This window comes from Pseudonocardia sp. WMMC193, assembly GCF_021728735.1.
GTDB lineage: Bacteria > Actinomycetota > Actinomycetes > Mycobacteriales > Pseudonocardiaceae > Pseudonocardia > Pseudonocardia oroxyli.
Genome location: NZ_JAKKDO010000003.1, coordinates 4514566 through 4535416, shown reverse-complemented (window position 1 = coordinate 4535416; position 20851 = coordinate 4514566). Strand labels below are relative to the sequence as shown.

General features: G+C 72.7%; 20 protein-coding genes. 7 read left to right on the top strand and 13 right to left on the bottom strand.

Annotation, left to right across the window (positions count from 1 at the left end):
- Window positions 1–6 precede the first annotated feature (6 nt).
- The 4 genes from L3X23_RS23445 to L3X23_RS23430 all read right to left on the bottom strand — a co-directional run bounded on the left by L3X23_RS23445 (window position 7) and on the right by L3X23_RS23430 (window position 3560).
- Window positions 7–1269 (bottom strand): FAD-dependent monooxygenase, encoded by a 1263-nt coding sequence (locus L3X23_RS23445; protein WP_237194538.1) that lies wholly within the window; start codon window positions 1267–1269, stop codon window positions 7–9.
- A 107-nt stretch (window positions 1270–1376) separates the two neighbouring features.
- Window positions 1377–1838, bottom strand: a complete 462-nt coding sequence (locus L3X23_RS23440; protein WP_237194537.1) for a MarR family winged helix-turn-helix transcriptional regulator — start codon at window positions 1836–1838, stop codon at window positions 1377–1379.
- Window positions 1839–1872: 34 nt separating this feature from the next.
- On the bottom strand, window positions 1873–2211 hold the full coding sequence (locus tag L3X23_RS23435) for a P-II family nitrogen regulator (protein WP_093086766.1): 339 nt from the start codon (window positions 2209–2211) through the stop codon (window positions 1873–1875).
- On the bottom strand, window positions 2208–3560 hold the full coding sequence (locus L3X23_RS23430) for an ammonium transporter (RefSeq protein ID WP_176921420.1): 1353 nt from the start codon (window positions 3558–3560) through the stop codon (window positions 2208–2210). Before L3X23_RS23430 ends, L3X23_RS23435 begins: the two co-directional genes overlap by 4 nt.
- A 280-nt stretch (window positions 3561–3840) precedes the next feature.
- Between L3X23_RS23430 and boxC the strand changes: the two genes are divergently transcribed.
- The 3 genes from boxC to L3X23_RS23415 are packed head-to-tail and all read left to right on the top strand — an operon-like array spanning window position 3841 to window position 7678.
- On the top strand, window positions 3841–5484 hold the full coding sequence (gene boxC, locus L3X23_RS23425; protein ID WP_237194535.1) for a 2,3-epoxybenzoyl-CoA dihydrolase: 1644 nt from the start codon (window positions 3841–3843) through the stop codon (window positions 5482–5484).
- 1 nt (window position 5485) lies between these two features.
- The gene (boxB, locus tag L3X23_RS23420) at window positions 5486–6898 is read left to right on the top strand and encodes a benzoyl-CoA 2,3-epoxidase subunit BoxB (RefSeq protein ID WP_093086760.1); all 1413 of its coding nucleotides are present in this window, start codon (window positions 5486–5488) and stop codon (window positions 6896–6898) included.
- Between the two features lie 15 nt (window positions 6899–6913).
- Window positions 6914–7678: an LLM class F420-dependent oxidoreductase gene (locus L3X23_RS23415; RefSeq protein ID WP_237194534.1), complete on the top strand. Its 765-nt coding sequence runs from the start codon at window positions 6914–6916 to the stop codon at window positions 7676–7678.
- Between the two features lie 76 nt (window positions 7679–7754).
- Here the strand turns inward: L3X23_RS23415 and L3X23_RS23410 are convergent, their stop codons facing one another.
- Both L3X23_RS23410 and L3X23_RS23405 read right to left on the bottom strand, forming a co-directional pair.
- Complete coding sequence (locus tag L3X23_RS23410) at window positions 7755–8561, bottom strand: crotonase/enoyl-CoA hydratase family protein (RefSeq protein WP_237194533.1); 807 nt, start codon at window positions 8559–8561, stop codon at window positions 7755–7757.
- A 10-nt stretch (window positions 8562–8571) separates the two neighbouring features.
- Window positions 8572–9192 (bottom strand): TetR/AcrR family transcriptional regulator, encoded by a 621-nt coding sequence (locus L3X23_RS23405; protein ID WP_237194532.1) that lies wholly within the window; start codon window positions 9190–9192, stop codon window positions 8572–8574.
- A gap of 60 nt (window positions 9193–9252) precedes the next feature.
- On the opposite strand from L3X23_RS23405, the gene L3X23_RS23400 reads away from it, so the two are divergent.
- Window positions 9253–12420: an AfsR/SARP family transcriptional regulator gene (locus L3X23_RS23400; protein WP_237194531.1), complete on the top strand. Its 3168-nt coding sequence runs from the start codon at window positions 9253–9255 to the stop codon at window positions 12418–12420.
- Here L3X23_RS23400 and L3X23_RS23395 read toward each other — a convergent pair.
- From L3X23_RS23395 to L3X23_RS23385, 3 genes are all read right to left on the bottom strand, one after another.
- Complete coding sequence (locus L3X23_RS23395) at window positions 12386–13042, bottom strand: hemerythrin domain-containing protein (RefSeq protein WP_093086751.1); 657 nt, start codon at window positions 13040–13042, stop codon at window positions 12386–12388. The two genes, L3X23_RS23400 and L3X23_RS23395, sit on opposite strands and share 35 nt — an antisense overlap.
- Before the next feature lie 109 nt (window positions 13043–13151).
- Complete coding sequence (locus tag L3X23_RS23390; protein WP_093086748.1) at window positions 13152–13337, bottom strand: hypothetical protein; 186 nt, start codon at window positions 13335–13337, stop codon at window positions 13152–13154.
- Between the two features lie 83 nt (window positions 13338–13420).
- Window positions 13421–15454 carry an NAD(+) synthase gene (locus L3X23_RS23385; RefSeq protein WP_237194530.1) on the bottom strand — a complete coding sequence of 678 codons (2034 nt, stop codon included), beginning with the start codon at window positions 15452–15454 and terminating at the stop codon, window positions 13421–13423.
- A gap of 97 nt (window positions 15455–15551) precedes the next feature.
- Between L3X23_RS23385 and L3X23_RS23380 the strand changes: the two genes are divergently transcribed.
- Entirely contained in the window at window positions 15552–16343 is a 792-nt protein-coding gene (locus tag L3X23_RS23380) for an alpha/beta hydrolase (RefSeq protein WP_237194529.1), read from the top strand.
- Between the two features lie 23 nt (window positions 16344–16366).
- On the opposite strand, the gene L3X23_RS23375 is transcribed toward L3X23_RS23380, so the two are convergent.
- The gene (locus L3X23_RS23375) at window positions 16367–17332 is read right to left on the bottom strand and encodes an SDR family NAD(P)-dependent oxidoreductase (protein WP_237194528.1); all 966 of its coding nucleotides are present in this window, start codon (window positions 17330–17332) and stop codon (window positions 16367–16369) included.
- A 133-nt stretch (window positions 17333–17465) separates the two neighbouring features.
- On the opposite strand from L3X23_RS23375, the gene L3X23_RS23370 reads away from it, so the two are divergent.
- Window positions 17466–18023, top strand: coding sequence for a TetR/AcrR family transcriptional regulator (locus tag L3X23_RS23370; protein WP_237194527.1), 558 nt, complete (start codon window positions 17466–17468; stop codon window positions 18021–18023).
- Here L3X23_RS23370 and L3X23_RS23365 read toward each other — a convergent pair.
- Together L3X23_RS23365 and L3X23_RS23360 are read right to left on the bottom strand one after the other, a co-directional pair.
- A complete protein-coding gene (locus tag L3X23_RS23365; protein WP_237194526.1) occupies window positions 18001–18954 on the bottom strand; it encodes an LLM class F420-dependent oxidoreductase in 954 nt (317 codons plus the stop codon). The genes L3X23_RS23370 and L3X23_RS23365 overlap by 23 nt on opposite strands.
- A gap of 4 nt (window positions 18955–18958) precedes the next feature.
- Window positions 18959–19354: a DUF1992 domain-containing protein gene (locus L3X23_RS23360; RefSeq protein WP_237194525.1), complete on the bottom strand. Its 396-nt coding sequence runs from the start codon at window positions 19352–19354 to the stop codon at window positions 18959–18961.
- Window positions 19355–19407: 53 nt separating this feature from the next.
- Between L3X23_RS23360 and L3X23_RS23355 the strand changes: the two genes are divergently transcribed.
- Window positions 19408–20034 carry a DUF937 domain-containing protein gene (locus L3X23_RS23355; protein ID WP_093086734.1) on the top strand — a complete coding sequence of 209 codons (627 nt, stop codon included), beginning with the start codon at window positions 19408–19410 and terminating at the stop codon, window positions 20032–20034.
- 18 nt (window positions 20035–20052) lie between these two features.
- On the opposite strand, the gene L3X23_RS23350 is transcribed toward L3X23_RS23355, so the two are convergent.
- On the bottom strand, window positions 20053–20796 hold the full coding sequence (locus L3X23_RS23350; protein WP_237194524.1) for a nucleoside phosphorylase: 744 nt from the start codon (window positions 20794–20796) through the stop codon (window positions 20053–20055).
- Window positions 20797–20851: the final 55 nt, after the last annotated feature.

Sequence of the window (20851 nt, the reverse complement as noted above, 5' to 3'; positions counted from 1 at the left end):
TGCTCCTTAACGAGCGAAGGGGTAGGTGAGGGACTCGGTGTCGGGGTCGTGGAGCGGCGAGCCGCCCCACAGCCAGTCGTAGGACAGGTCGGACTCGCCCCGGAAGTCCCGGAGGAGCTCGTCGCGTTCCCGCTGCTCGGGGCCGTCGGGCAGGTGGTAGAAGCGCATGTTCTCGAGCGACGCATCCTGGACCATCCCGGCGTGCGTCGCCCGGCGGGAGACGTACCGGACCAGTGCGCCGTCGATCCCGTCCCGGGTCACGGCGCCCAGCTCCTCGGCCAGCACCGCCGCGTCCTCCATGGCCTGGGACGCGCCCTGGGCCTGGTAGGGGAGCATGGCGTGGCAGGCGTCTCCGAGCAGGGCGACCCGCCCGTCCACCCACACCGGGTCCCGACGGCGGCGGAACAGCGCCCACTTCGACGCGTCGTCCGCCTTGGCCAGCACGGCGGCGACGCGGTCGTCCCAGCCCGGGAAGGCGTCGACCAGTTCCGCGGCGGTGGCGGGCAGGGTCCAGGCGTCCGTGGTGTCGAGGGTGTTCGGCACCACGGCGACGACGTTGAGGTACTCCCCGCCGCGGACGAAGTAGTGCACGAGGTGGCGGTCCGGGCCGTACCAGATCGTCGAGTGGAACCGGTCGGCCAGGAAACGCGTGGTGGGATCGGCCCGGATCTTGTCCCCGGGGATCAGCGCGCGGAAGCACATCTCGCCGGAGAAGACGAGCGTGTCGTCGAAGTCGCACGCGTCGCGGACCCGCGACCGGATGCCGTCCGCCCCGATCAGGACGTCACCCGCGAACCGGCGCCCGTCCGCCGTGACCGCGACCGGGCGGTCGGGCGCGGACCGGTCCACGTCGACCACCCCGGAGTCCGTGTGCACCTCGGTGACCGGGCCGGGGCCGTCGGGGTCGGTGCACGCCGCGAGCAGGATGCGGTGCAGGTCGGCGCGGTGGTAGTGCCAGTACGGGGCGCCGTACTCGCGCTTCACCCGGTCCGCGAGGGGGAGCGAGGCGATGATCGAGCCGTCCGCCCACCGGCGCCGGACCTGGTCCGTGGGCTCGGTGTGGATCGCGGCCATCTGCCTGCGCAGGCCGAGGCCGAACAGGATGCGGCTGGCGTTCGGCGCGGTCTGGATGCCCGCCCCGACCTCGCCGAGCTGCGGCGCCTGCTCGAGCACGACGGTCCGCAGACCCTTCCGCCGCAGGGCGAGCGCGGTGGTGAGACCTCCGAGCCCACCGCCCGCGATGGTGACGGTGAACGACTGGCTTGCCACGTGAACCTCCCGCGTCCGGATGACGACGGAGATAATCCGAACACTGACTATCTCCGAGCGCAAGGGGTGCACGCAGCTTTAACGCTCCGGAAACGCGGCGACCGCCGCTAGTCCTCGACGAGCGACTCCCAGTGCTCCGCGATGCCGTTCAGCCTGGTCAGCAGGGTCGTCTCATCGGCCTTGGCCATGTCGCGCATGAGGAGTCGGTCCAGCTCGCGGGTCTTCTCGTAGGCGGCCCGCAGGACCTCCGCGCCCTCGTCGGTGAGGTGCAGGAGGCGCTTGCGGCCGTCCTCGGGCGGCGTCACGCGGCGGATCAGCCCGCGGTCCTCGAGGCGCTTGACGATGCTCGCCATCGTCGACCGGTCCAGGGCGACGGCGCGGGCGAGCGAGCCCTGCTCGACCCCGGGATAGGCGTCCACGGCGGTCAGCACGGCGAACTGTGGGCCGGTCAGGACGGGGTCGACGTAGCGCTGCCACGCGGCGGTGTACGCGTGGTGCAGCCGCCGCGCGACGTACCCGGGCGCGGTGAGGAGGGCCTCGGGTGCAGGAAGCTGTTCCGGTTCGGCCACGGTCGCTATTCGACCACGGCGAGCGGGTGTGCGATCACACCGCGTCGGCCCCGCGCTCCCCGGTGCGGACCCGAACCACGTGCTCGACGGCGGTGACCCAGACCTTCCCGTCGCCGATCCGGCCGGTGCGCGCCGCCGCGGCGACGGCGTCGAGCACCTTGTCCGCGAGCTCGTCCGGGACCACGACCTCGATCTTGATCTTCGGGATGAGGTCGACGTCGTACTCGGAGCCGCGGTAGATCTCGGTGTGCCCCTTCTGGCGGCCGTAGCCCTTGGCCTCGGTGATGGTCATGCCGAGCACGGCCAGGTGTTCCAGGGCCTCTCGGACGTGGTGGAGCGTGAACGGCTGGACGACGGCGGTCACCAGCTTCACGGGGCGTCCACCCGGGTCGGGGCGTTCGCGTGGGCGATACCGCTGCCGCCGCCGAGCGAGCTGTAGTCGTAGCCGGTCTCGGCGTGCTCGGTCTCGTCGACGCCGGTGACCTCGTCCTCCTCGGCGACCCGGAAGCCGATGGTGGACTTGATGATCAGGCCCAGCACGGTCGCGATGACGAACGAGTAGAGCAGGACGGCGCCCGCGGCGAGGGCCTGTCGGCCGAGCTGGATCGCCCCGCCGCCGTAGAACAGGCCGTTGTCGCCCAGTGCCGCGGAGTTCACGCTGTTGTCGCCGAAGAAGCCGATGAGCAGGGTGCCGATGATGCCGCCGACGAGGTGGACGCCCACGACGTCGAGCGAGTCGTCGAAGCCGAAGCGGTACTTGAGGCCCACGGCGAGCGCGCAGACGGCGCCTGCGATGACTCCGATCGCCAAGGCGCCCATGGGGTCCACGTAGCCGCAGGCCGGGGTGATGGCCACCAGCCCGGCCACGGCGCCGGACGCCGCGCCGAGCGTGGTCGGTCGGCCGTCTCGGATCTGCTCGACCACCAGCCACCCGAGCACGGCGGTGCAGGTGGCGAGCGTGGTGTTGGTGAAGGCCACCGCCGCGAGGTCGCTCGAGCCGAGTGCGGACCCGGCGTTGAACCCGTACCAGCCGAACCACAGCAGGCTGGCGCCGAGCAGCACGAACGGCAGGCTGTGCGGGCGCATCCGCTCGCGCGGCCAGCCCTTCCGCTTCCCGAGCACGATCGCGAGGGCCAGGCCCGCGGCACCGGCGTTGATGTGGACCGCGGTGCCGCCCGCGAAGTCCTCGGCCTTGAGCGTGTTGGCGATCCAGCCGCCGACGTTGTCCGCGCCGGTGAAGCCGTCGAAGGCGAACACCCAGTGCGCGACCGGGAAGTAGCACAGCGTCACCCAACCGGCGACGAACAGCGTCCAGGCCCAGAACTTCGTGCGGTCCGCGATGGCTCCGGAGATCAGTGCGGGGGTGATGATCGCGAACATCAGCTGGAACATCACGAAGGAGAGTGCGGGGAGCGCGTCACCTCCGGGCCAGGGTGCGGAATCGGATCCGACGCCGACGAAATGTCCGATCGTGTTCGCGAGTCCGGCGAACTCCCCATTTCCGACGAGACCGCCGAACGCGTCGTCGCCGAAGGCCCAGCTGTAGCCGAACAGCGCCCACAGCACGCCGACGACGCCCAGGCAGATGAAGTTCATCATGAGCATGTTCAGCACGCTCTTGCTGCGCACCATGCCGCCGTAGAAGAAGGCCAGGCCCGGCGTCATCAACATGACGAGCGCCGCGCTCGCCAACACCCAGGCGGTGTCCCCGGTGTTCACCACGATGTGCCTCCCGCTCGGTCGCGTCGTGGCGGGAATGCTCGGGCCGATCTGTTTCACCCAGGAGTGCGACGCCGTTTCCGCGCGGTGAACGGGCCTCACAAATAGCAATTACGCCCTGAAACGGTCGGGACGAAACGGCGATTCCGGAACCGACGATAGCCGATCTTCGGCGGGCGGGCCGGGCGGCCTAACGTTCTACGCAAAGTTGACGCTGGTGGTTGATGTTGTAGACTGTCGGCTACTCCCGCCACCTCTGTGACAGCGACGACAGGAGCGACCGATGGAGGTCTCGTTCGGCACCTCGCCGGAGACGTACCGGCACTGGCGACTCGACGTCGACGGGCCCGTCGCCACCCTGACCCTGGACATCGACGAGGCGGGCGGGATCGTCCCCGGCTACGAGCTGAAGATGAACAGCTACGACCTGGGTGTGGACATCGAGCTGTACGACGCGTCCCAGCGGCTGCGCTTCGAGCATCCCGGCGTCCGGGCCGTGGTCGTGACCAGCGGCAAGGACAAGAACTTCTGTGCGGGCGCGAACATCCGGATGCTGGCCCAGAGCTCGCACCCGTGGAAGGTGAACTTCTGCAAGTTCACCAACGAGACCCGCAACGGCATCGAGGACGCGACCGAGAACTCGGGCCAGACGTGGATCGCGGCGGTGAACGGCACCGCGGCGGGCGGCGGGTACGAGCTGGCGCTGGCCTGCGAGCAGATCCTGCTGATCGACGACAACTCCTCGGCCGTCTCGTTGCCCGAGGTGCCGCTGCTGGGCGTGCTGCCCGGGACCGGTGGGCTGACCCGGGTGATCGACAAGCGGCGGGTGCGCAAGGACCGGGCGGACGTGTTCGCCACCCGGTCGGAGGGGATCCGCGGCAGGCAGGCCGTCGAGTGGAAGCTCGTCGACGAGGTCGTCCCGAAGCGGGTGTGGTCGGAGACCGTGGCCGAGCGGGCCGCCCAGGCGGCCGCCGGGTCGACCCGGTCCGGGGAGCGGGGGATCACCCTGCGGCCGCTGGCCCCCGAGGGCTACCACTACCGGCACGTCAAGGCCGAGCTCGACCGGCAGAACGGTCTGGTCGAGATCACCGTCCTGGGTCCGGAGGGCGGAGTCCCGGAGTCGCTGGAGCGGGTGCACGAGCTGGGTGACGAGTTCTGGCCGCTGGCCATGACCCGCGAGCTCGACGACCTGATCCTGCGGCTGCGCGCCAACGAGCTCGAGCTGGGCACGTGGATCATCCGGACGAAGGGCGACGTCGAGGACGCCCTGGCGTTCGAGCGCGTCATCGAGCAGCACAGCAGGGACGACTGGCTGGTCAACGAGATCCGGCACTACTTCAAGCGGGTCCTCAAGCGGCTCGACGTGACCTCGCGCAGCCTGATCGCGCTCATCGAGCCCGGGTCCTGCTTCGCGGGTGCCCTGCTGGAGCTGGCGCTGGCGTGCGACCGCCAGTACATGCTCGACGGCACCATCGAGGGTGACGAGCAGGGCGACGAGGCCCAGATCATGTTGTCCGCCAGTAACTTCGGCACGTTCCCGATGGCGAACGGGCTGTCCCGGCTGGGGAGCCGGTTCTACGGCGACGACGACCACGTCGCCAAGCTGCGCCAGGAGACCGACCGGCGGATCACGGCGTCGGAAGCCCTGGAGATGGGGCTGGTGACCGACGCCCCGGACGACATCGACTGGGAGGACGAGATCCGGATCATGCTCGAGGAGCGGGCCTCGCTCTCCCCGGACGCGTTGACCGGGATGGAGGCCAACCACCGGTTCGTCGGGCCGGAGACGATGGAGTCGCGGATCTTCTCCCGGCTCACCGCCTGGCAGAACTGGATCTTCGTGCGGCCCAACGCCTCCGGTGAGGCGGGCGCGCTGCGCAGGTACGGCACGGGACGCAAGGCCGAGTTCGACCGGAAGAGGGTCTGACATGTCGATCGACTACAGCGAGAAGATCCCCAACAACGTCGACCTGGCGAGCGACCGCAGGCTGCAGCGCGCGCTGGAGTCCTGGCAGCCCAACTTCCTGAGCTGGTGGAAGACCATGGGCCCGGCCGTCCCGACGCAGGACGTGTACCTGCGTACGGCCGTGGACGTGGGCAAGGAGGGCTGGGCGCAGTTCGGGCACGTCGCGATGGAGGAGTACCGCTGGGGCGTGTTCCTGGCCGAGCGGGGGGACGACCGGCGGATCGCGTTCGGGGAGCAGAAGGGCGAGCCGGTCTGGCAGCAGGTGCCCGGGGAGTACCGGGCGGACCTGCAGCGGCTGATCGTGATCCAGGGCGACACCGAGCCGGCGTCGGTGGAGCAGCAGCGGCGGCTGGGGGAGACCGCGCCCTCGCTCTACGACCTGCGCAACCTCTTCCAGGTCAACGTGGAGGAGGGTCGGCACCTGTGGGCGATGGTGTACCTGCTGCACGCCTACTTCGGCCGCAACGGCCGCGAGGAGGCCGAGGCGCTGCTGCACCGCAACTCCGGTGACCTGGACAGCCCGCGGATCCTCGGGGCGTTCAACGAGGAGACCCCGGACTGGCTGTCGTTCTTCATGTTCACCTACTTCACCGACCGGGACGGCAAGTACCAGCTCGGCACGCTGAAGGAGTCCGCTTTCGACCCGCTGAGCCGCACCTGCGAGTTCATGTTGAAGGAGGAGGCGCACCACATGTTCGTGGGCACCACCGGCATCGACCGGGTGGTCACGCGGACCTGTGAGCTGATGCGCGAGCACGACACCGCGGACATCGCCCCGCACGGCGGAGTGCCGCTGGACGTGATCCAGAAGTACGTGAACTTCCACTACACGGTGTCCCTGGACCTGTTCGGCTCCGAGCAGTCCACGAACGCGGCCAACTACTTCACCGCCGGGCTCAAGGGCCGCTGGCAGGAGGAACGGCGCAAGGACGACCACCGCCTCACCGAGGACGCGTTCACCATCGACACGGTCAAGGACGGCCGGGTGGTCACCGACGAGGTGTCCGCGTTGCTCGCGCTGAACCTCGACCTGCGCAACGAGTACGTGAAGGACTGCCAGTCCGGGCTCAAGCGGTGGAACCGGATCCTGGAGAAGCAGGGCTTCGACGACCGGCTCTACCTGCCACACGTCGGGTTCAACCGGCAGGTGGGGTTGTTCGCCGAGCACCACGTCACCCCCTCGGGGGAACTCGTGGGTGCGGACGCGTGGGAGGCGCGCAAGGACTCCTGGCTGCCGTCGGAGGCGGACAAGGTCCACGTCCAGAGCCTGATGCGTCCGGTCTACGAGCCGGGCAAGATCGCCGGCTGGATCGCCCCGCCCACCAACGGGATCAACGGCAAGCCCTTCGAGTACGAGTACGTCCACCTCGCGTAGGAGGATGCTGGAGGTGTGAGCATCCGCATCGGGCTGCAACTGCAGCCGCAGCACGCCGAGTACTCCCAGATCCGCGACGCCCTCCGGGCCGCCGAGGACGCGGGCGTGGACGTGGTCTTCAACTGGGACCACTTCTTCCCGCTCTACGGCGACCCGGACGGCAAGCACTTCGAGTGCTGGACGATGCTCGGCGCCTGGGCCGAGTCCACCAGCCGCGTCGAGATCGGCGCCCTCGTCACCTGCAACTCCTACCGCAACCCCGAGCTGCTGGCCGACATGGCCCGCACGGTCGACCACATCTCGAACGGCAGGCTCATCCTCGGCATCGGGTCGGGCTGGTTCGAGAAGGACTACGACGAGTACGGCTACGACTTCAAGACCGCGGGCAAGCGGCTCGACGACCTCGGCGCCGCCCTCCCGCGCATCCGGGACCGCTGGACCAAGCTCAACCCGGCGCCGACCCGCGACATCCCGATCCTGATCGGCGGCGGCGGGGAGAAGAAGACCCTGCGCCACACCGCCGAGCACGCCTCGATCTGGCACGGCTTCGGCGAGGCGGAGACCATCGCGCACAAGTGCTCGGTGCTCGACGCGCACTGCGCCGACCTGGGCCGGGACCCGAAGGAGATCACCCGCTCGGCGGGCGTGAGCGGCAAGCCCTCCGAGCAGGCCCAGGGCTTGCTCGACGCCGGCGTGGAGCTGTTCACCGTCGGCGTCGGCGGCCCGGACTACGACCTGTCGCTGCTCAAGGAGTGGATCGCCTGGCGCGACTCCCGCTGAACCCCCGACCGCAGTGTGGAGCCACCACTGTCGTGTGGAGGGCCTGACCCGACAGCGGTGGCTCCACACTGCAGCGTCAGTCGCGGTAGACCGGGGGGCGGCGTTCCTTCAGTGCCGTGAGCGTCTCGGTGAGCTCGTGCGAGGCGAGCATGCCCGCGTTCCAGGTGGCGACCTGCTCGAGGCTGTCCGCCGTCGTGTGGTCGCGGGCGTAGGTGATCGCGTACTTGGTGCCGCGCAGCGTGAGCGGGGGCTTCGCGGCGAGCGCGGCGGCCAGCTCGGCGACGCCCGCCTCGAGCGCGTCGGTCGAGTCGAACACGCCGTTGACCAGCCGCAACGCGTGCGCCTCGGTGCCGGACACGGTGCGGCCGGTGTAGGCCAGCTCCCGCGTGACGCCCTCGCCGACGATCCGTGGCAACCGCTGCAGCACCCCGACGTCCGCGACCACGGCCATGTCGATCTCCTTGATCGTGAACCGGGCGTCCGCGGTGGCGTAGCGCAGGTCGCACGCCGCGGCGAGGTCCAGCCCCGCCCCGACGCAGGCGCCGTGCACCGCGGCGATCACCGGCACGCGGCACCGCTCGACGCTCGTGATCACGTCCTGCAGGTCCAGGATGGTGCGGCGCAGGTCCTCGGTCGCCCGCGCACGGTCCTCCGGGCCCTGCAGCAGGCTGCCGAGCATCGACAGGTCGATCCCCGCACAGAAGTGCGCCCCGGTCCCGCCAAGCACGACCACCCGTACGGTCGGGTCGGCGTCCAGCGCGTCCACGGCCTCGCGGAGCTCGCGCCATGCCGTGGCGTCGAGCGCGTTCGCCTGCTGAGGTCGGTTCAGGCGCAGCCGGGCGACCCCGTCCTTCGTCTCGACGGTGAGCGTCTCGAAGTCCATGCCGGCGAGATTACTCAGGAGTAGCCAGGAGTCGGCGCGCCGTGCGCTTCCACAGCGCGAGATGGGGGTCGGTCCGCGGGTCCCGCGGGTCGAGCGCGTAGGTGAGCGCGACGCCGCGCATGCCGGTGAACAACAGCTCCCGGACGTCGTCGAACGCGGGGTGGGCGGCGTGCTCGGCGCCGAAGAGGGTGACCACGACCCGCTGGATGGCCGCGCCGAGCCCGCGCTCCTGGGGCAGCAGCTCCGCCCGCAGCGCCTCGTCGTTGCGCGCCGCGATCCACAGCTCCATGGCCGCCCAGAAATAGGTGGTGCAGAAGGTCGACCACAGCTGCTCGACGGCCCGGTCGATCCGTTCCGGCCCCGTCGTGTCCGCGTGTGGCCAGGTCTCCACGTCGATCAGCCGCTCGACGGCGAGGTGCTGGGCCGCGGCGACCAGCAGGGCCGAACGGGAGGGGAAGTGGTGCAGCAGCCGTCCGCGGGACACCCCGGCCCGGGCCTGGATCGTGACCGTGGTGGCACCGGCGTACCCGTCCTCGACCAGGCTCTCCACGGCGGCGTCGAGGATGAGCTGGTGGCTGCTCGCGCGGCGTTCGCCCTGGGTGCGCCGGGTGGGCGGGATCGGGGCGGCCATCGGCCCAGCCTACTTCCCGACAGGCCAGACTGTTTTCGGCGGGCACGGCATACTTCCGGGGTGCAGTCGGTCCGGGTCGCGGTCCTCGGCCCCGTGCGGGCGGAGGTCGCGGGTGCCCCCGTCGACCTGGGGGGTCGCGGCCGGCGTGCGGTACTGGCCCGGCTCGCCGTCGCGGACGGGGAGGTCGTCTCCACCGACACCCTGATCGACGACCTGTGGCGCGGCGAGCCGCCGCCGCGGGCACTCGGGGCGTTGCAGGTCCACATCTCGCACCTGCGCCGGATCCTGGAACCGGACCGGGTGCCGCGGACACCCGCGTCGGTCCTGGTCAGCGAGCCGCCCGGGTACGCGTTGCGGCTGCCGCGGGACGCGGTGGACAGCAGGCGGGTGGCCGCGGTGCTCGCCGGGGCGGACCAGACCGAGGAGGCGCTCGTCGAGGTCCTCGCCGCCTGGACCGGGCCGACACTCGCCGAGTTCGCGGACGAGCGGTGGGCCGCCCCCGAGGTCGCGCGGCTCGACGAGCTCCGGCTCGTCGCCACCGAACGCCTCGCCGAGGCGCGGCTCGCGCGCGGCCGCCCGGCCGACGCCGTGCCCGGCCTGGAGGTGCTGCTGCGCGACCATCCGCTACGGGAGGGCGCCGTGCGGCTGCTGGCCCTCGCGCTCTACCGGAGCGGGCGGCAGGCGGACGCGTTGGCCGTGCTCGCCCGGGCTCGCAAGCGACTCGCCGCGGAGCTGGGTGTGGACCCCGGCCCCGCGTTGCGTGCGCTCGAACAGGACGTGCTGCGCCACGCCGAGCACGTCCTGGGCAGACCCGATCCCCCACCCGTCGCCGCGGTGGCGCCGACCTCGGCACCGACGATCGTGGGCCGGGAGCGCGAGCTGGCGCGGCTGCGGGCCGCCGCCGCGCGCGGGCACGGGCTGGTGCTGGTCGAGGCGGAGGCGGGCGGCGGCAAGACGGCCCTGGTGGAGGCGTTCCGCGCGGAGCTGACGGGGTGGACCACGGTCGTCGGTCGCTGCCCGGAGGTCGACGGCGCGCCGCCCGCGTGGGCGTGGTCGGAGATCGTCGAGGGGCTGCCGGACCCCGGCCCGGACCTGGCGGGCAGGCTCGCCCCGCTGCGCGGCGAGCGGCGCGCGGTGGGGGAGACGTTCTGGCTGTCCCGCGCGGTCGTCGAGCTGGTGGCGGCGCACGCCCCCGTCCTCCTCGTGCTCGACGACCTGCACCGGGCGGACGAGGAGACGTTGCAGCTGCTCCGCGCCGTGGTCGGCACCCGCTTCGAGGCCGGGTCGGTGCTGGTCGTCGCCACCGTGCGGCCCGCGGAGATCGGCCCCGACCTCGCGGCCACGCTCGCCGCGCTGGCGGGCCCGATCGCCGACCGGATCCCGTTGCCGGGCCTGACCGGGCCGGACGTCCGCGCCCTGCTGCGGCGACACGGCGTCGCGGAGCCGGACGCCGCGACGGTCGCGCTCGTCGCCGACCGCACCGACGGCAACCCCCTGTTCGTCCGCGAGACCGCCCGGCTCATCGCCGTCGAGGGCCCGGCCGCGGCGACGGACGCCGTGCCCGCGGGCGTGCGGGACGTGCTGCGCCGCCGGGTCGCCCGGCTCCCCGCGCCCGCGCGCACCGTGCTCGGCCAGGCGGCGGTGCTGGGGCGGGAGTTCACCGTCGACACGGTGGTGCGCCTGGCCACCGCGGACGAGGACACCGTGCTCGACGCCCTCGAGCTGGGGGTGCTGTCCGGCCTGCTGACCGAACCGGCCCCCGGGCGCGTCCGGTTCACGCACGCCCTGGTCCGCGACACCCTCGACGCCGACCTCCCCCGGCTGCGCCGCACGAGGCTGCACGCCGCCGCGTTGACGGCGGTCGGCCCGGCCGACCCGGCGGTCCTGGCCCGCCACGCCCTGGAGGCCGGTCCCGCGGTGGCGCCCGAGGTGGCGTGGGGGCACGTGGAGCGGGCCGCGCGGGAGGCCGTGGCCACGGGCGGGTACCGCGAGGCCGCCCGGCTCTGGCGGGCCGGGCTGGACCTCGCGGGGCCCGAGCGGGAGGTCGAGCTGCGGTGCGCGCTGGTGTCCGCGCTGGCCCACTCCGGACAGATCGGCGCCGCGGTCGACGAGCGCAGGCGGGCGGTCGCCGCCGCCCGCGGCACCGATGCGCTGGTCGCCGCCCTGACCAGCTACGACGCCCCGATCTCGTGGACGATCCGGCAGGACGTCGCGGTCGACGCCGAGCTCGTCGCCGTGCTGGAGGGGGCCCTCGCCGTGACCCACGACCCGGTCGCGCGGTGTCGGCTGCTGGTCGCGTTGTGCTTCGAGGTCGAGTCCGCGGACGACGACCGCGCCGCCGAGGTCACCGCCGAGGCCATGGCGCTCTCGGCCGAGGTGGGGGACCCGCTGCTGCGGTGCGTCGCGCTCAACGCCCGGTCCTTCACGGCGCTGGGCCCGGACCGGCGCGGCGAGCTGGCGGGCATCGGCCGCGAGCTGATCGACACGGCCGCGCGGACCGGGCTGACCGGGTACGAGTCCGAGGGCCATCACCTGCTGTTCATGGTCGAGGCCGAGCGGCTGGACCTCGACGCCGCGCAGCGCCACGTCGACTCGGCGATCGCGCTGGCCTCGAACGGGCAGCTCGGTCAGTCCCTGGGCTGGGCGGCGATCTTCGCGTCGCTGCGCAGGCTGGTCGCCGGGGACATCGCGGGCGCGGAGGCGGGGTACGCCGCCGTGCAGGCGGCGCTGACGGCGGCGGGCGCGGTCAATGCCGAGGTCATGGGCACGTTCACCCGCTTCGGGGTGCGCCACGTCGCGGGCGCGCTGGCGGACATCGCCGAGGAGTACCTCGCCGTCGAGGTCGTACCGGACGGGATGGCCGATCCCACCGCGCGGGCGCTGCTCGCCCTCGGCCGGGTCGACGAGGCCCGCGCGGTGTGGCAGCGCGACCGACAGCCGCCGCGCAGCTACTACTGGCAGATCTTCATGGCGCTGCGGGCCGAGGTGGCCATCGCCCTCGACGACCGGGAGATCGCCGAAGAGACCTACCGCGAACTCCTCCCGTTCGCCGACGAGATGGCGGGGCTCGGCAGCGGCACGCTCACCCTCGGTCCGGTCGCCCACTTCCTCGGCGAGCTGGCGCAGTTCCTGGGCGGGCCCGCCGCGGAGCATCGCGCGCGGGCCGCGGCGGTCGCGGCCCGCGTCGGCTGGGTCAGCCCCCGAACACCAGGCGCTCCTTCCGCTTGAACCCCGGTCGCAGCAGGGCGAGCAGGGCGAACATGACCCGACCCGCCGCGGCCCGGACCTGCGCGCGCTCCTCGGGCCGCATGACGGCCTCGAAACGCGGCAGGACGAACCCGATCGGCGGCCCACCCTTGCGGATCGCCTTCTCCAGCTCCGCCCAGTCCTGCGCCGACACGTACCGCTCGACCACCGGGAACACCGAGGCCTCCTCGGACTCGATGTGCTCGTCGAGCTCGTCCCGGATGGTCGTCAGGATCGCGAGCAGGGGCCCCGCCGCGGCCCGACGATCGGGCCCGGCCGCGAACGCGCTGGTCGCGGCGTGCAGCTGGTCGAGCAGCGGGTCGAGGGCGCGGTGGTCCTCGCTGAGCACCTCGAGGTCGATCTCGGCGCCCGCGCTGCGCTCGATGAGCGGCCAGCACAGCTCGTCCTCGACGGTGTGGTGGTGGTGGATCTCCTGGCGCAGCGTGCGCAGCCAGGCGACGATCGCCGCGGCCCGGCGGTCGTCGCACGGCTCGCCCGCGGCGAGGCGGCGGGCGAGATCGGTGAAGCGGTGCAGGTCGAAGCGCATCATCCGGTGGGCGTAGCGCATGCCGAGCAGGTCGGGCGTGGTCTCCGTGGTGGTCATGGCAGCACTGTGCGCGGCGCCGCTTAAGCGCGACTTGCGCCTCCGGCACTCGTGCGCGGTAAGTGGTGCTCAAGCACCACTTACCGCGCACGGGCGGCGGAGCCGCAGATCAGAGCAGCGCGAGGGCGCCGTACAGGTACGCGGCGCCGCCGATCAGCACGAAGAGCACGGCCAGGGCGACCAGGGTCGCGGTGCCGCCCGGGGCGCGCTCCGCGGCGGTCGGCTCACCGGTGTACTGCGGCGGGGCCCACGGCTCGCGGGCGTTGTAGCCGAACGGTGCGTAACGGTCGGACACGGCGTGCTCCCTCGAACGGGTTACTCGCCCGAGATGTCGTCACGCAGCGCCAATCGTTACGCCGTCCGGCCCAGCCGTCGTCATTATTGTTGAGGAACCTCGCGGCGGATCTCCTCCAGCCAGATCCGCGCCGACATGTCGCTGGGCGCGCGCCAGTCCCCGCGCGGGGACAGCGACCCGCCCGCGGACACCTTCGGGCCGTTCGGCAACGCACTGCGCTTGAACTGCGCGAAGGAGAAGAAGCGCTGCGCGAACACCTCGGACCACTTCCGGATCTCCGCCATCGTGAACACCCCGCGCTTCTCCGGCGGGAAGCCGACTGGCCAGTCGCCGCGGTCGACGTCCCCCCACGCGTGGTGGGCGAGGAAGGCGATCTTCGCGGGCCGGAACCCCCACCGCAGGTAGTGGAACAACGTGAAGTCCTGCAACGGGTACGGCCCGACCTTGGCCTCCGACGACTGCACCTCGCCCGCGTCCGAGGGCACCAGCTCGGGGGTGATCTCGGTGTCCAGCACGGACTGCAGGACCTCGCCCACCTCGTCGTCGAACTGCCGGGAGCTGATCACCCAGCGGATGAGGTGCTGGATGAGCGTCTTCGGCACGCCGCCGTTGACGTTGTAGTGCGACATCTGGTCGCCGACGCCGTAGGTCGACCAGCCCAGCGCCAGCTCGGAGAGGTCCCCGGTGCCCAGCACGATCCCGCCGCGCTGGTTGGCCGCGCGGAACAGGTAGTCGGTGCGCAGCCCGGCCTGGACGTTCTCGAAGGTGACGTCGTAGACCGGCTCGCCCGCGGAGAACGGGTGCTTGAGGTTGGCCAGCATCAGCCGGGCCGTCTCGGTGATGTCGATCTCCTCGAACGTGACTCCGAGGGCCTTCCCGAGCCGGTAGGCGTTGCCCTTGGTGTGGTCGCCGGTGGCGAAGCCGGGCAGCGTGAACGCGAGGATGTCGCTGCGCGGCCTGCCCTGCCGGTCCATCGCCCGCGCGGCCACGATCAGGGCGTGCGTGGAGTCCAGGCCGCCGGACACCCCGATCACGATCTTGGGCTGCCCGATCGCGCGAAGCCGCTGCTCCAGGCCGCTGACCTGGATGTTGTAGGCCTCGTAGCAGTCCAGCTCGAGCCTGCTCTCGTCCGCGGGGACGAAGGGGAAGCGTTCGATCTCGCGCTTGAGCCCGATGTCCGACGACGGCGGGGACAGCGTGAACGAGACGCACCGGAACTCGGGGGCGTGGTGGCGGCGGTTGTCGTCGAACGTGCCCATCCGCAGCCGCTCGTTGGCCAGCAGGTCCAGGTCGACGTCCGCCACCGAGGCGCGGGGCCCGTTCGGGAACCGCTCGGTCTCGGCGAGCAGCACCCCGTTCTCGTAGATCATCGTCTGGCCGTCCCAGGCGAGGTCGGTCGAGGACTCGCCCTCACCCGCCGCGGCGTAGACGTAGGCGGCGAGGCAGCGGGAGGAGGCGCTGCGCGCCAACAGCTTCCGGTCCTCGGCCCGGCCGACGGTGATCGGGCTGCCGGAGAGGTTGGCCAGCACCGTCGCGCCCGCCAGCGCCGCCTCGGCGGACGGCGGGATCGGCACCCACATGTCCTCGCAGATCTCGACGTGCAGCACGAACCCGGGCACGTCGGAGGCGGTGAACAGCAGGTCGGGGCCGAACGGGACGTCCTGGCCGCCGATCCGCAGGGTGCCGGTCACGTCGTCCCCGGGGGCGATCTGGCGGCGCTCGTAGAACTCGCGGTAGGTCGGCAGGTACGACTTGGGTGCGACGCCGAGGACCCGTCCCCTGTGGATGATCGCCGCACAGTTGTGGATGCGGTGCCGGTGCCGGATCGGCAGGCCCACCACCAGGACGGGGAGCAGGTCGGCCGAGCCCGTGACGACGTCCTCGAGCCCGGCGAGGGCGGCGTCCAGCAGGGTGTCCTGCATGACGACGTCCTCCAGCGAGTACCCGGTCAGGGTCAGCTCGGGGAACACCGCCACGCCGACCCCGTCTGCCGCGAGCTCGCGCGCCGACTCCAGGACGGCGGCGGCGTTCGCGGCGGGATCGGCGAGCGTGGTGCGGATGGTCGCCGCCGCCACGCGCAGGAAGCCGTGTCGGTAGGCCGAGTAGAACTGGTCCACGGCCGCATTCTGCACGGGGCCGGCCGCGCGTGCTGCGGCGTTCGGGTGATCGACACGCCGGCTACGCTCGACTCGGCGGAACCCTGTGGAGGTCAGCGTGCCCGGAACGCCCGTCGTCTTCGTCCACGGCCTGTGGTTGCACGCCTCGAGTTGGACCCCGTGGGTCGAGCTGTTCGCGGAGAAGGGCTACGCGCCCGTCGCGCCGGGATGGCCGGGGGAGCCCGGCACCGCCGAGGCGGCCAGGGCCGATCCGGACGCCGTGGCCGGGCAGGGCATCTCCGCCGTGACCGACCACTACGCGGCCCTGATCGAGGAGCTGCCGGAGAAGCCGATCGTGATCGGACACTCCTTCGGCGGGCTGATCGCGGAGAAGCTGATCGGACAGGGCTGCGCCCGGGCGTGCGTCGCGATCTCGCCCGCGCAGTTCAAGGGCAACCTCGCGCTGCCGCCCGTCCAGCTCAAGACGGCCTTCCCGGTCCTGAGCCGACCCGGGCTGCGGACGAAGAGCTGGATCCACACGAAGGACTCGTGGGCCGCCGGCTTCGCCAACGCGGTGCCGCGCGCGGAGGCGGACGCGCTGTACGACTCCTACGCGGTCCCGTCCCCCATGCGTCCGCTGTTCCAGGCCGCGCTGGCGAACTTCGCGCTGCACAGCGAGGCCACGGTGGACGTGCACCGCGCGCGGGGTCCGGTGCTGGTGATCGGCGCGGGCCGGGACCGCACGGTGCCCGAGGCCACCAGCAGGGCCGCCTACACGATCCTGGCGAAGAGCCCGGGGGTGACCGAGTGGGCCGCCTTCCCGGACCGCGGCCACTCCTACGCCGTCGACAGCAGCTGGCGGGAGGTCGCCGACCGGGCCCTGGACTTCCTGTCCCGCCACGGGCTCTGAGCCGTCCGGAGGTCGGGCCGCACTCAGGCGCGCAGGGTCGCCACGGAGAGGTCCCAGAGCCGCTCGGCGGCCTCGGGGTTGAGGGCGTAGGGGGCCACGCCGCGGCCGTACACACCGGTCGCGGGCAGGGCCTCGGCGCAGTCCTCGAAGTACCGCCCGCCGATGCCTTCGACCAGCGGTGACGCCGCGAGCAGCACGCTCGTGGCCGCGCCCTGCTCGGCGGTCTTCCAGAGGTCGCCGGCCCGGGCGTCCATCGCGGCGAGCTCGCGCGCGTCCAGGTGGCGCTGCAGGCCGGTGCGGATCCCGCCTGGCATCACCGCGTTGACGTGGATGCCGTCGCCGGACCAGCGCCGGTTGGCCTCGACCGCGAACAGCACGTTCGCCGTCTTGGACTGGGCATAGGCGAGCCACGGGTCGTAGGGGCGGCCGTGGAAGTGGACGTCGTCGAAGTCCACCGGGGCGCGCAGGTGGGCGCCGGAGGACACGGACACCACGCGGGCGTCGCCCGCGGCGAGCAGCGCCGGGAACAGGCCGGTGGTCAGCGCGAAGTGGCCCAGGTGGTTGGTGGCGAACTGCAGCTCCCAGCGCTCCGCGGTGCGGGTCAGCGGGGTGGCCATGACACCGGCGTTGTTCACCAGCATGTGCAGCGGGCCGTCCCAGGTGGAGACGAAGGCCCGGATCGAGGTGCGGTCGGTGAGGTCGAGCGGCGCGACGGACACGAGCTCGTTGCCGGTCGCGGCGGTGAGCGCGGTCGCGGCGGCGGCACCGGCGTCGACGTCGCGCACGGCGAGCGTCACGCACGCTCCGGCGGCGGCCAGTGCGCGGGCGGTCTCGAGCCCGATCCCGGAGGCGGCGCCGGTGACGACGGCCCGCCGTCCGCCCAGGTCCAGGCCGTGGACGACCTCGGCGGCGGTGGTGCGGCGGTCGAACGGGCCGACGAAGCGGCTGGTGTTGGGGTGGACGATCGGCGGGGTGAGGAAGGTGGTCATGGCGCTTCTCCTCAGGGCTGAGATCGCTCGGCGCGTAGACTCGCATCCGGAGCTGCCTCCGATCCCAACCCCGGGTAAACGGAGGCGATTCCGTTTGAGGTGGTGAAGTGGCGTGGGTCACACTGACGAGGCCGTGACCAAGCCCCTCCGCGCCGACGCACGCCGAAACCGTGAGCGGCTGGTGGAGGTGGCGGTCGAGGCCTTCTCGACGCCGGGGCGAGACGTCTCCCTCGAGGCGATCGCGAAGGCCGCAGGCGTCGGCATCGGCACCCTCTACCGGCACTTCCCCACGCGGGAGGCGCTGGTCGAGGCGGCCTACCGCAGCGAGGTCGCGCGGCTCTGCGACGCCGTCCCCGGCCTGCTGGAGAACGCGCCGCCCGAGGTCGCGATGCGGGCCTGGATGGACCGGTTCGTCGAGTACATGACCGCCAAGCGCGGCATGCTGGACACGCTGCGCGCGATCATCGCCTCCGGCGGGGACCCCTTCACCGAGACCAAGGGTCGGCTGCGCACGGCCGTCGGGGAGCTCGTGGGCGCGGGCGCCGCGGCGGGCACGCTCCGGGCGGACGTCGACCCCGCGGACGTGCTGGCCGCCGTCTCCGGGGTCACGCTCACCACGGCCGACCGCGAGCAGGCGGGCCGCCTGCTCGACCTGATCATGGACGGGCTCAGGGCGCCAGGGACTCGATGACCCGGGCCGCGCTGCCGCCGAGCGGAGCGAGGACCGGCGTGGTCACGCCCGCCTCCACATAGGCCCGTACCTGCTCGCGCACGGACTCCGCGGGGCCGTGCAGCACCAGGGCGTCGACGACCGAGTCGGGGATCGCGGCGAGCGCCCCGGCCCGGTCCCCGGACGCCCAGGCCCGCCACATCGGCGTCAGCTCGGTGCGGCCGAGCCATTCGTGGAAGGCCCGGTAGACCGGCACGTTCAGGTAGGCCGCGATCGCCCGCCGCGCGATCGCGCGGGCCTCGTCGGTGGGTACGTCCGGCAGCACGAAGATCCGGGCGACGATCTCGGCCCCCGGCTTGCCGTAGTCCCGGACGTGTGGGGCCACGGCCTTGACGTCCGCGCTGGTCAGCCAGTTGACGATCGCCCCGTCGCCGTGCCGGCCCGCCAGCGTGAGCATGCCCGGCCGCAGCGCCGCGACCAGCACCGGCGGCGCGGGCTCGGGGGCCTCGGCGAGCCGGAAGCCTTGCACGGAGAAGGAGTCCCACTCGCCGGTGACCTTCTCGCCGGTGAAGGCCCGGCGCAGGAAGTCCAGCAGGTCCCTGACCCGCTTGTAGGGCTCCACGAACGGGATCCCGTTCCAGCGCTCCACGATCACGTCCGAGGACGTGCCGATCCCGAGCGCGAACCGGCCCGGTGCCAGGCTCGCGAGGGTGGCCGCGGACTGTGCGAGCAGCGCCGGGCCGCGGGTGAAGGCGGGCACGATCGCGGTGCCGAGGCGCAGCGTCGGGGCCCACTCCGCCGCCAGGGTGAGCGGGGTGAACGCGTCGGCCCCGTCCGCCTCGGCACTCCAGACGTCCGTGTACCCCAGATCGGGCAGCGCCCGGATCAGCTCGCGCTGCTCCCGCAGCGGGACACCGGACAGCGGAACCGTGATACCCCAACGCTGTGGCACCCGGTCACCGTAGATCAGGACCGCCCGACCTGGCGGCCCGCCACCGCGCGACCACGTCCTCGGGGTCCGCCCGCCGCAGGGGCAGGACCGGCCCCCGCGGGGTTCGGACGTAGTCCACGACCCGGCCGTTCAGCTCGGCCACCACCTCGCGCACCGCGCGCTCGCTGGGCAGGTCCCGCACGGTCTCCGGGAGCCGTTCGAGCTCCTTGCGCAGCTGGAGGCCGACCGGCAGCAGCGCGTCCGACGGGACGCCCTCGCGGCGGACGTACCGCCGCACCCACCAGTCCTCGGAGGTGTCCGAGAGGCCGGTGAGCGGACGGCCCTTGCCCGGCAGATCGTCGAACTCGCCCCGCTCGACGGCCTCGCGGATCGCCTTCTCGACCGCGGACTCGTACGCCATGCCGCCGACGATACGACTTCTCGCCCCATAGTCGACACGCTAATGTCCTGCTCATGAGCCCTGTGGACGAGATCCTCAGCCAGGTGTCGCTCGGCGATCTCGCCGCCCGACTGGGCGTCGACGAGGCGACCGCGGAGTCCGCCGCACGTTCGGCCCTGCCCGCCCTCCTGGGCGGCATCCAGGCCAACGCGGGCGACCCCGCCCGGGCCGCCTCGTTCGCCGCCGCGGTCCAGCAGCACGACGACACGCTGATCGACGGCGGGGTCGACCTCGCCGACGTCGACACCGCGGACGGCGAGAAGATCGTCGGCCACGTGTTCGGCGACCAGCGCTCGCAGGTCGTCAACCAGCTGGGTGGCCTGGGGCCGCTCGGCGGTGCGGCGGGTGCCGCGCCCGCCCAGGCGCAGGGCGCGCTCGGCGGCGAGGGCGGCTCCGGGCTGATCGCCAAGCTCCTCCCGATCCTGGCCCCGATCGTCATGTCGTACCTGGCCAAGAAGCTGGCGGGCGGCGCGCAGGGCGGCGGCGGCCTGCCCGGCGCCGGGGGCGGCGCGGGCGGCGGCCTGGGCGACCTGCTCGGCGGGATCCTGGGTGGTGCGGGCGGCGGCCAGCAGGGCGGCGGTGTGCTGGGCGGCGGCCTGGGCGATCTCCTCGGCGGCCTGCTCGGAGGCGGCCGCAAGTAACCGCTCCATGACGTCTCGTCAGAGGGTGATCGCCGCGTCGCAGGCGATGCCGTAGAGGGCTGCGCGGATGTCCGCGGCGCGGGTCCAGCCCCGGTGCTCCCACTCCTCGCCCGCGAGCGAGTCGCCCGCGAAGAGCAGGTGCGCGAGGCGGACGCCGCGGTGGCGGGCCACGGCGATCAGGGCGGACGCCTCCATGTCGACGACCACGCAGTCCTCCGCGACCCGCCGCTCGACGCGGCTGCGGGTCTCGCGGAAGACGGCGTCCGTGGTCCAGGTGCGGGCCACGACGTGCGGGACGTCCCCGAGCGCCGCGACGAGTGCCGCGATCCCGGCGGGGTCGGCCTCGACGACCCGGCCCGCGGGCAGGTAGTGGAAGGACGTGCCCTCGTCCCGCAGCGCGGAGCCCACGACGACCGCGTGCCCGACCGTGAGCTCCGGGACGAGCGATCCCGCGCCGCCGACCGCCACCGCGGCGCGCACCCCCAGCGCGACCAGCTCCTCGAAGAAGATCACCGACAGTGGGGCGCCGACGCCGGGCTGCACGACCGCGATCTCCGTGCCGTCGACCTCCACGACGTGGACCGGCCACGGGCCGAGCTCGGAGGACAGGTGGACCGTCCGGACCGGGTCCACGGCCGCGACGACCTCGGGGAAGAAGCAGAGCACCGCCCGTTCGGGCAGGGTCACCCCGCGCGGGACGACGCGGTGCGGGTCGAGCAGGGCGGGGCGGCCCAGGTCGTCCTCGAGCAGGGGGAGGTCCACGCGGAGATCGTCGCATCCGGCGGGCTCGGGTGACGGTCTCGTGCGCGAGCCGGCA

What these genes read in the sequence shown, in the direction of transcription:
- boxC (WP_237194535.1), top strand. Translation starts at nt 3,841, where the DNA reads ATGGAGGTCTCGTTCGGCACCTCGCCGGAGACGTACCGGCACTGGCGA.
- boxB (WP_093086760.1), top strand. Translation starts at nt 5,486, where the DNA reads ATGTCGATCGACTACAGCGAGAAGATCCCCAACAACGTCGACCTGGCG.
- L3X23_RS23410 (WP_237194533.1), bottom strand. Translation starts at nt 8,561, where the DNA reads ATGGACTTCGAGACGCTCACCGTCGAGACGAAGGACGGGGTCGCCCGG.
- L3X23_RS23405 (WP_237194532.1), bottom strand. Translation starts at nt 9,192, where the DNA reads ATGGCCGCCCCGATCCCGCCCACCCGGCGCACCCAGGGCGAACGCCGC.
- L3X23_RS23395 (WP_093086751.1), bottom strand. Translation starts at nt 13,042, where the DNA reads ATGACCACCACGGAGACCACGCCCGACCTGCTCGGCATGCGCTACGCC.
- L3X23_RS23375 (WP_237194528.1), bottom strand. Translation starts at nt 17,332, where the DNA reads ATGACCACCTTCCTCACCCCGCCGATCGTCCACCCCAACACCAGCCGC.
- L3X23_RS23360 (WP_237194525.1), bottom strand. Translation starts at nt 19,354, where the DNA reads ATGGCGTACGAGTCCGCGGTCGAGAAGGCGATCCGCGAGGCCGTCGAG.
- L3X23_RS23355 (WP_093086734.1), top strand. Translation starts at nt 19,408, where the DNA reads ATGAGCCCTGTGGACGAGATCCTCAGCCAGGTGTCGCTCGGCGATCTC.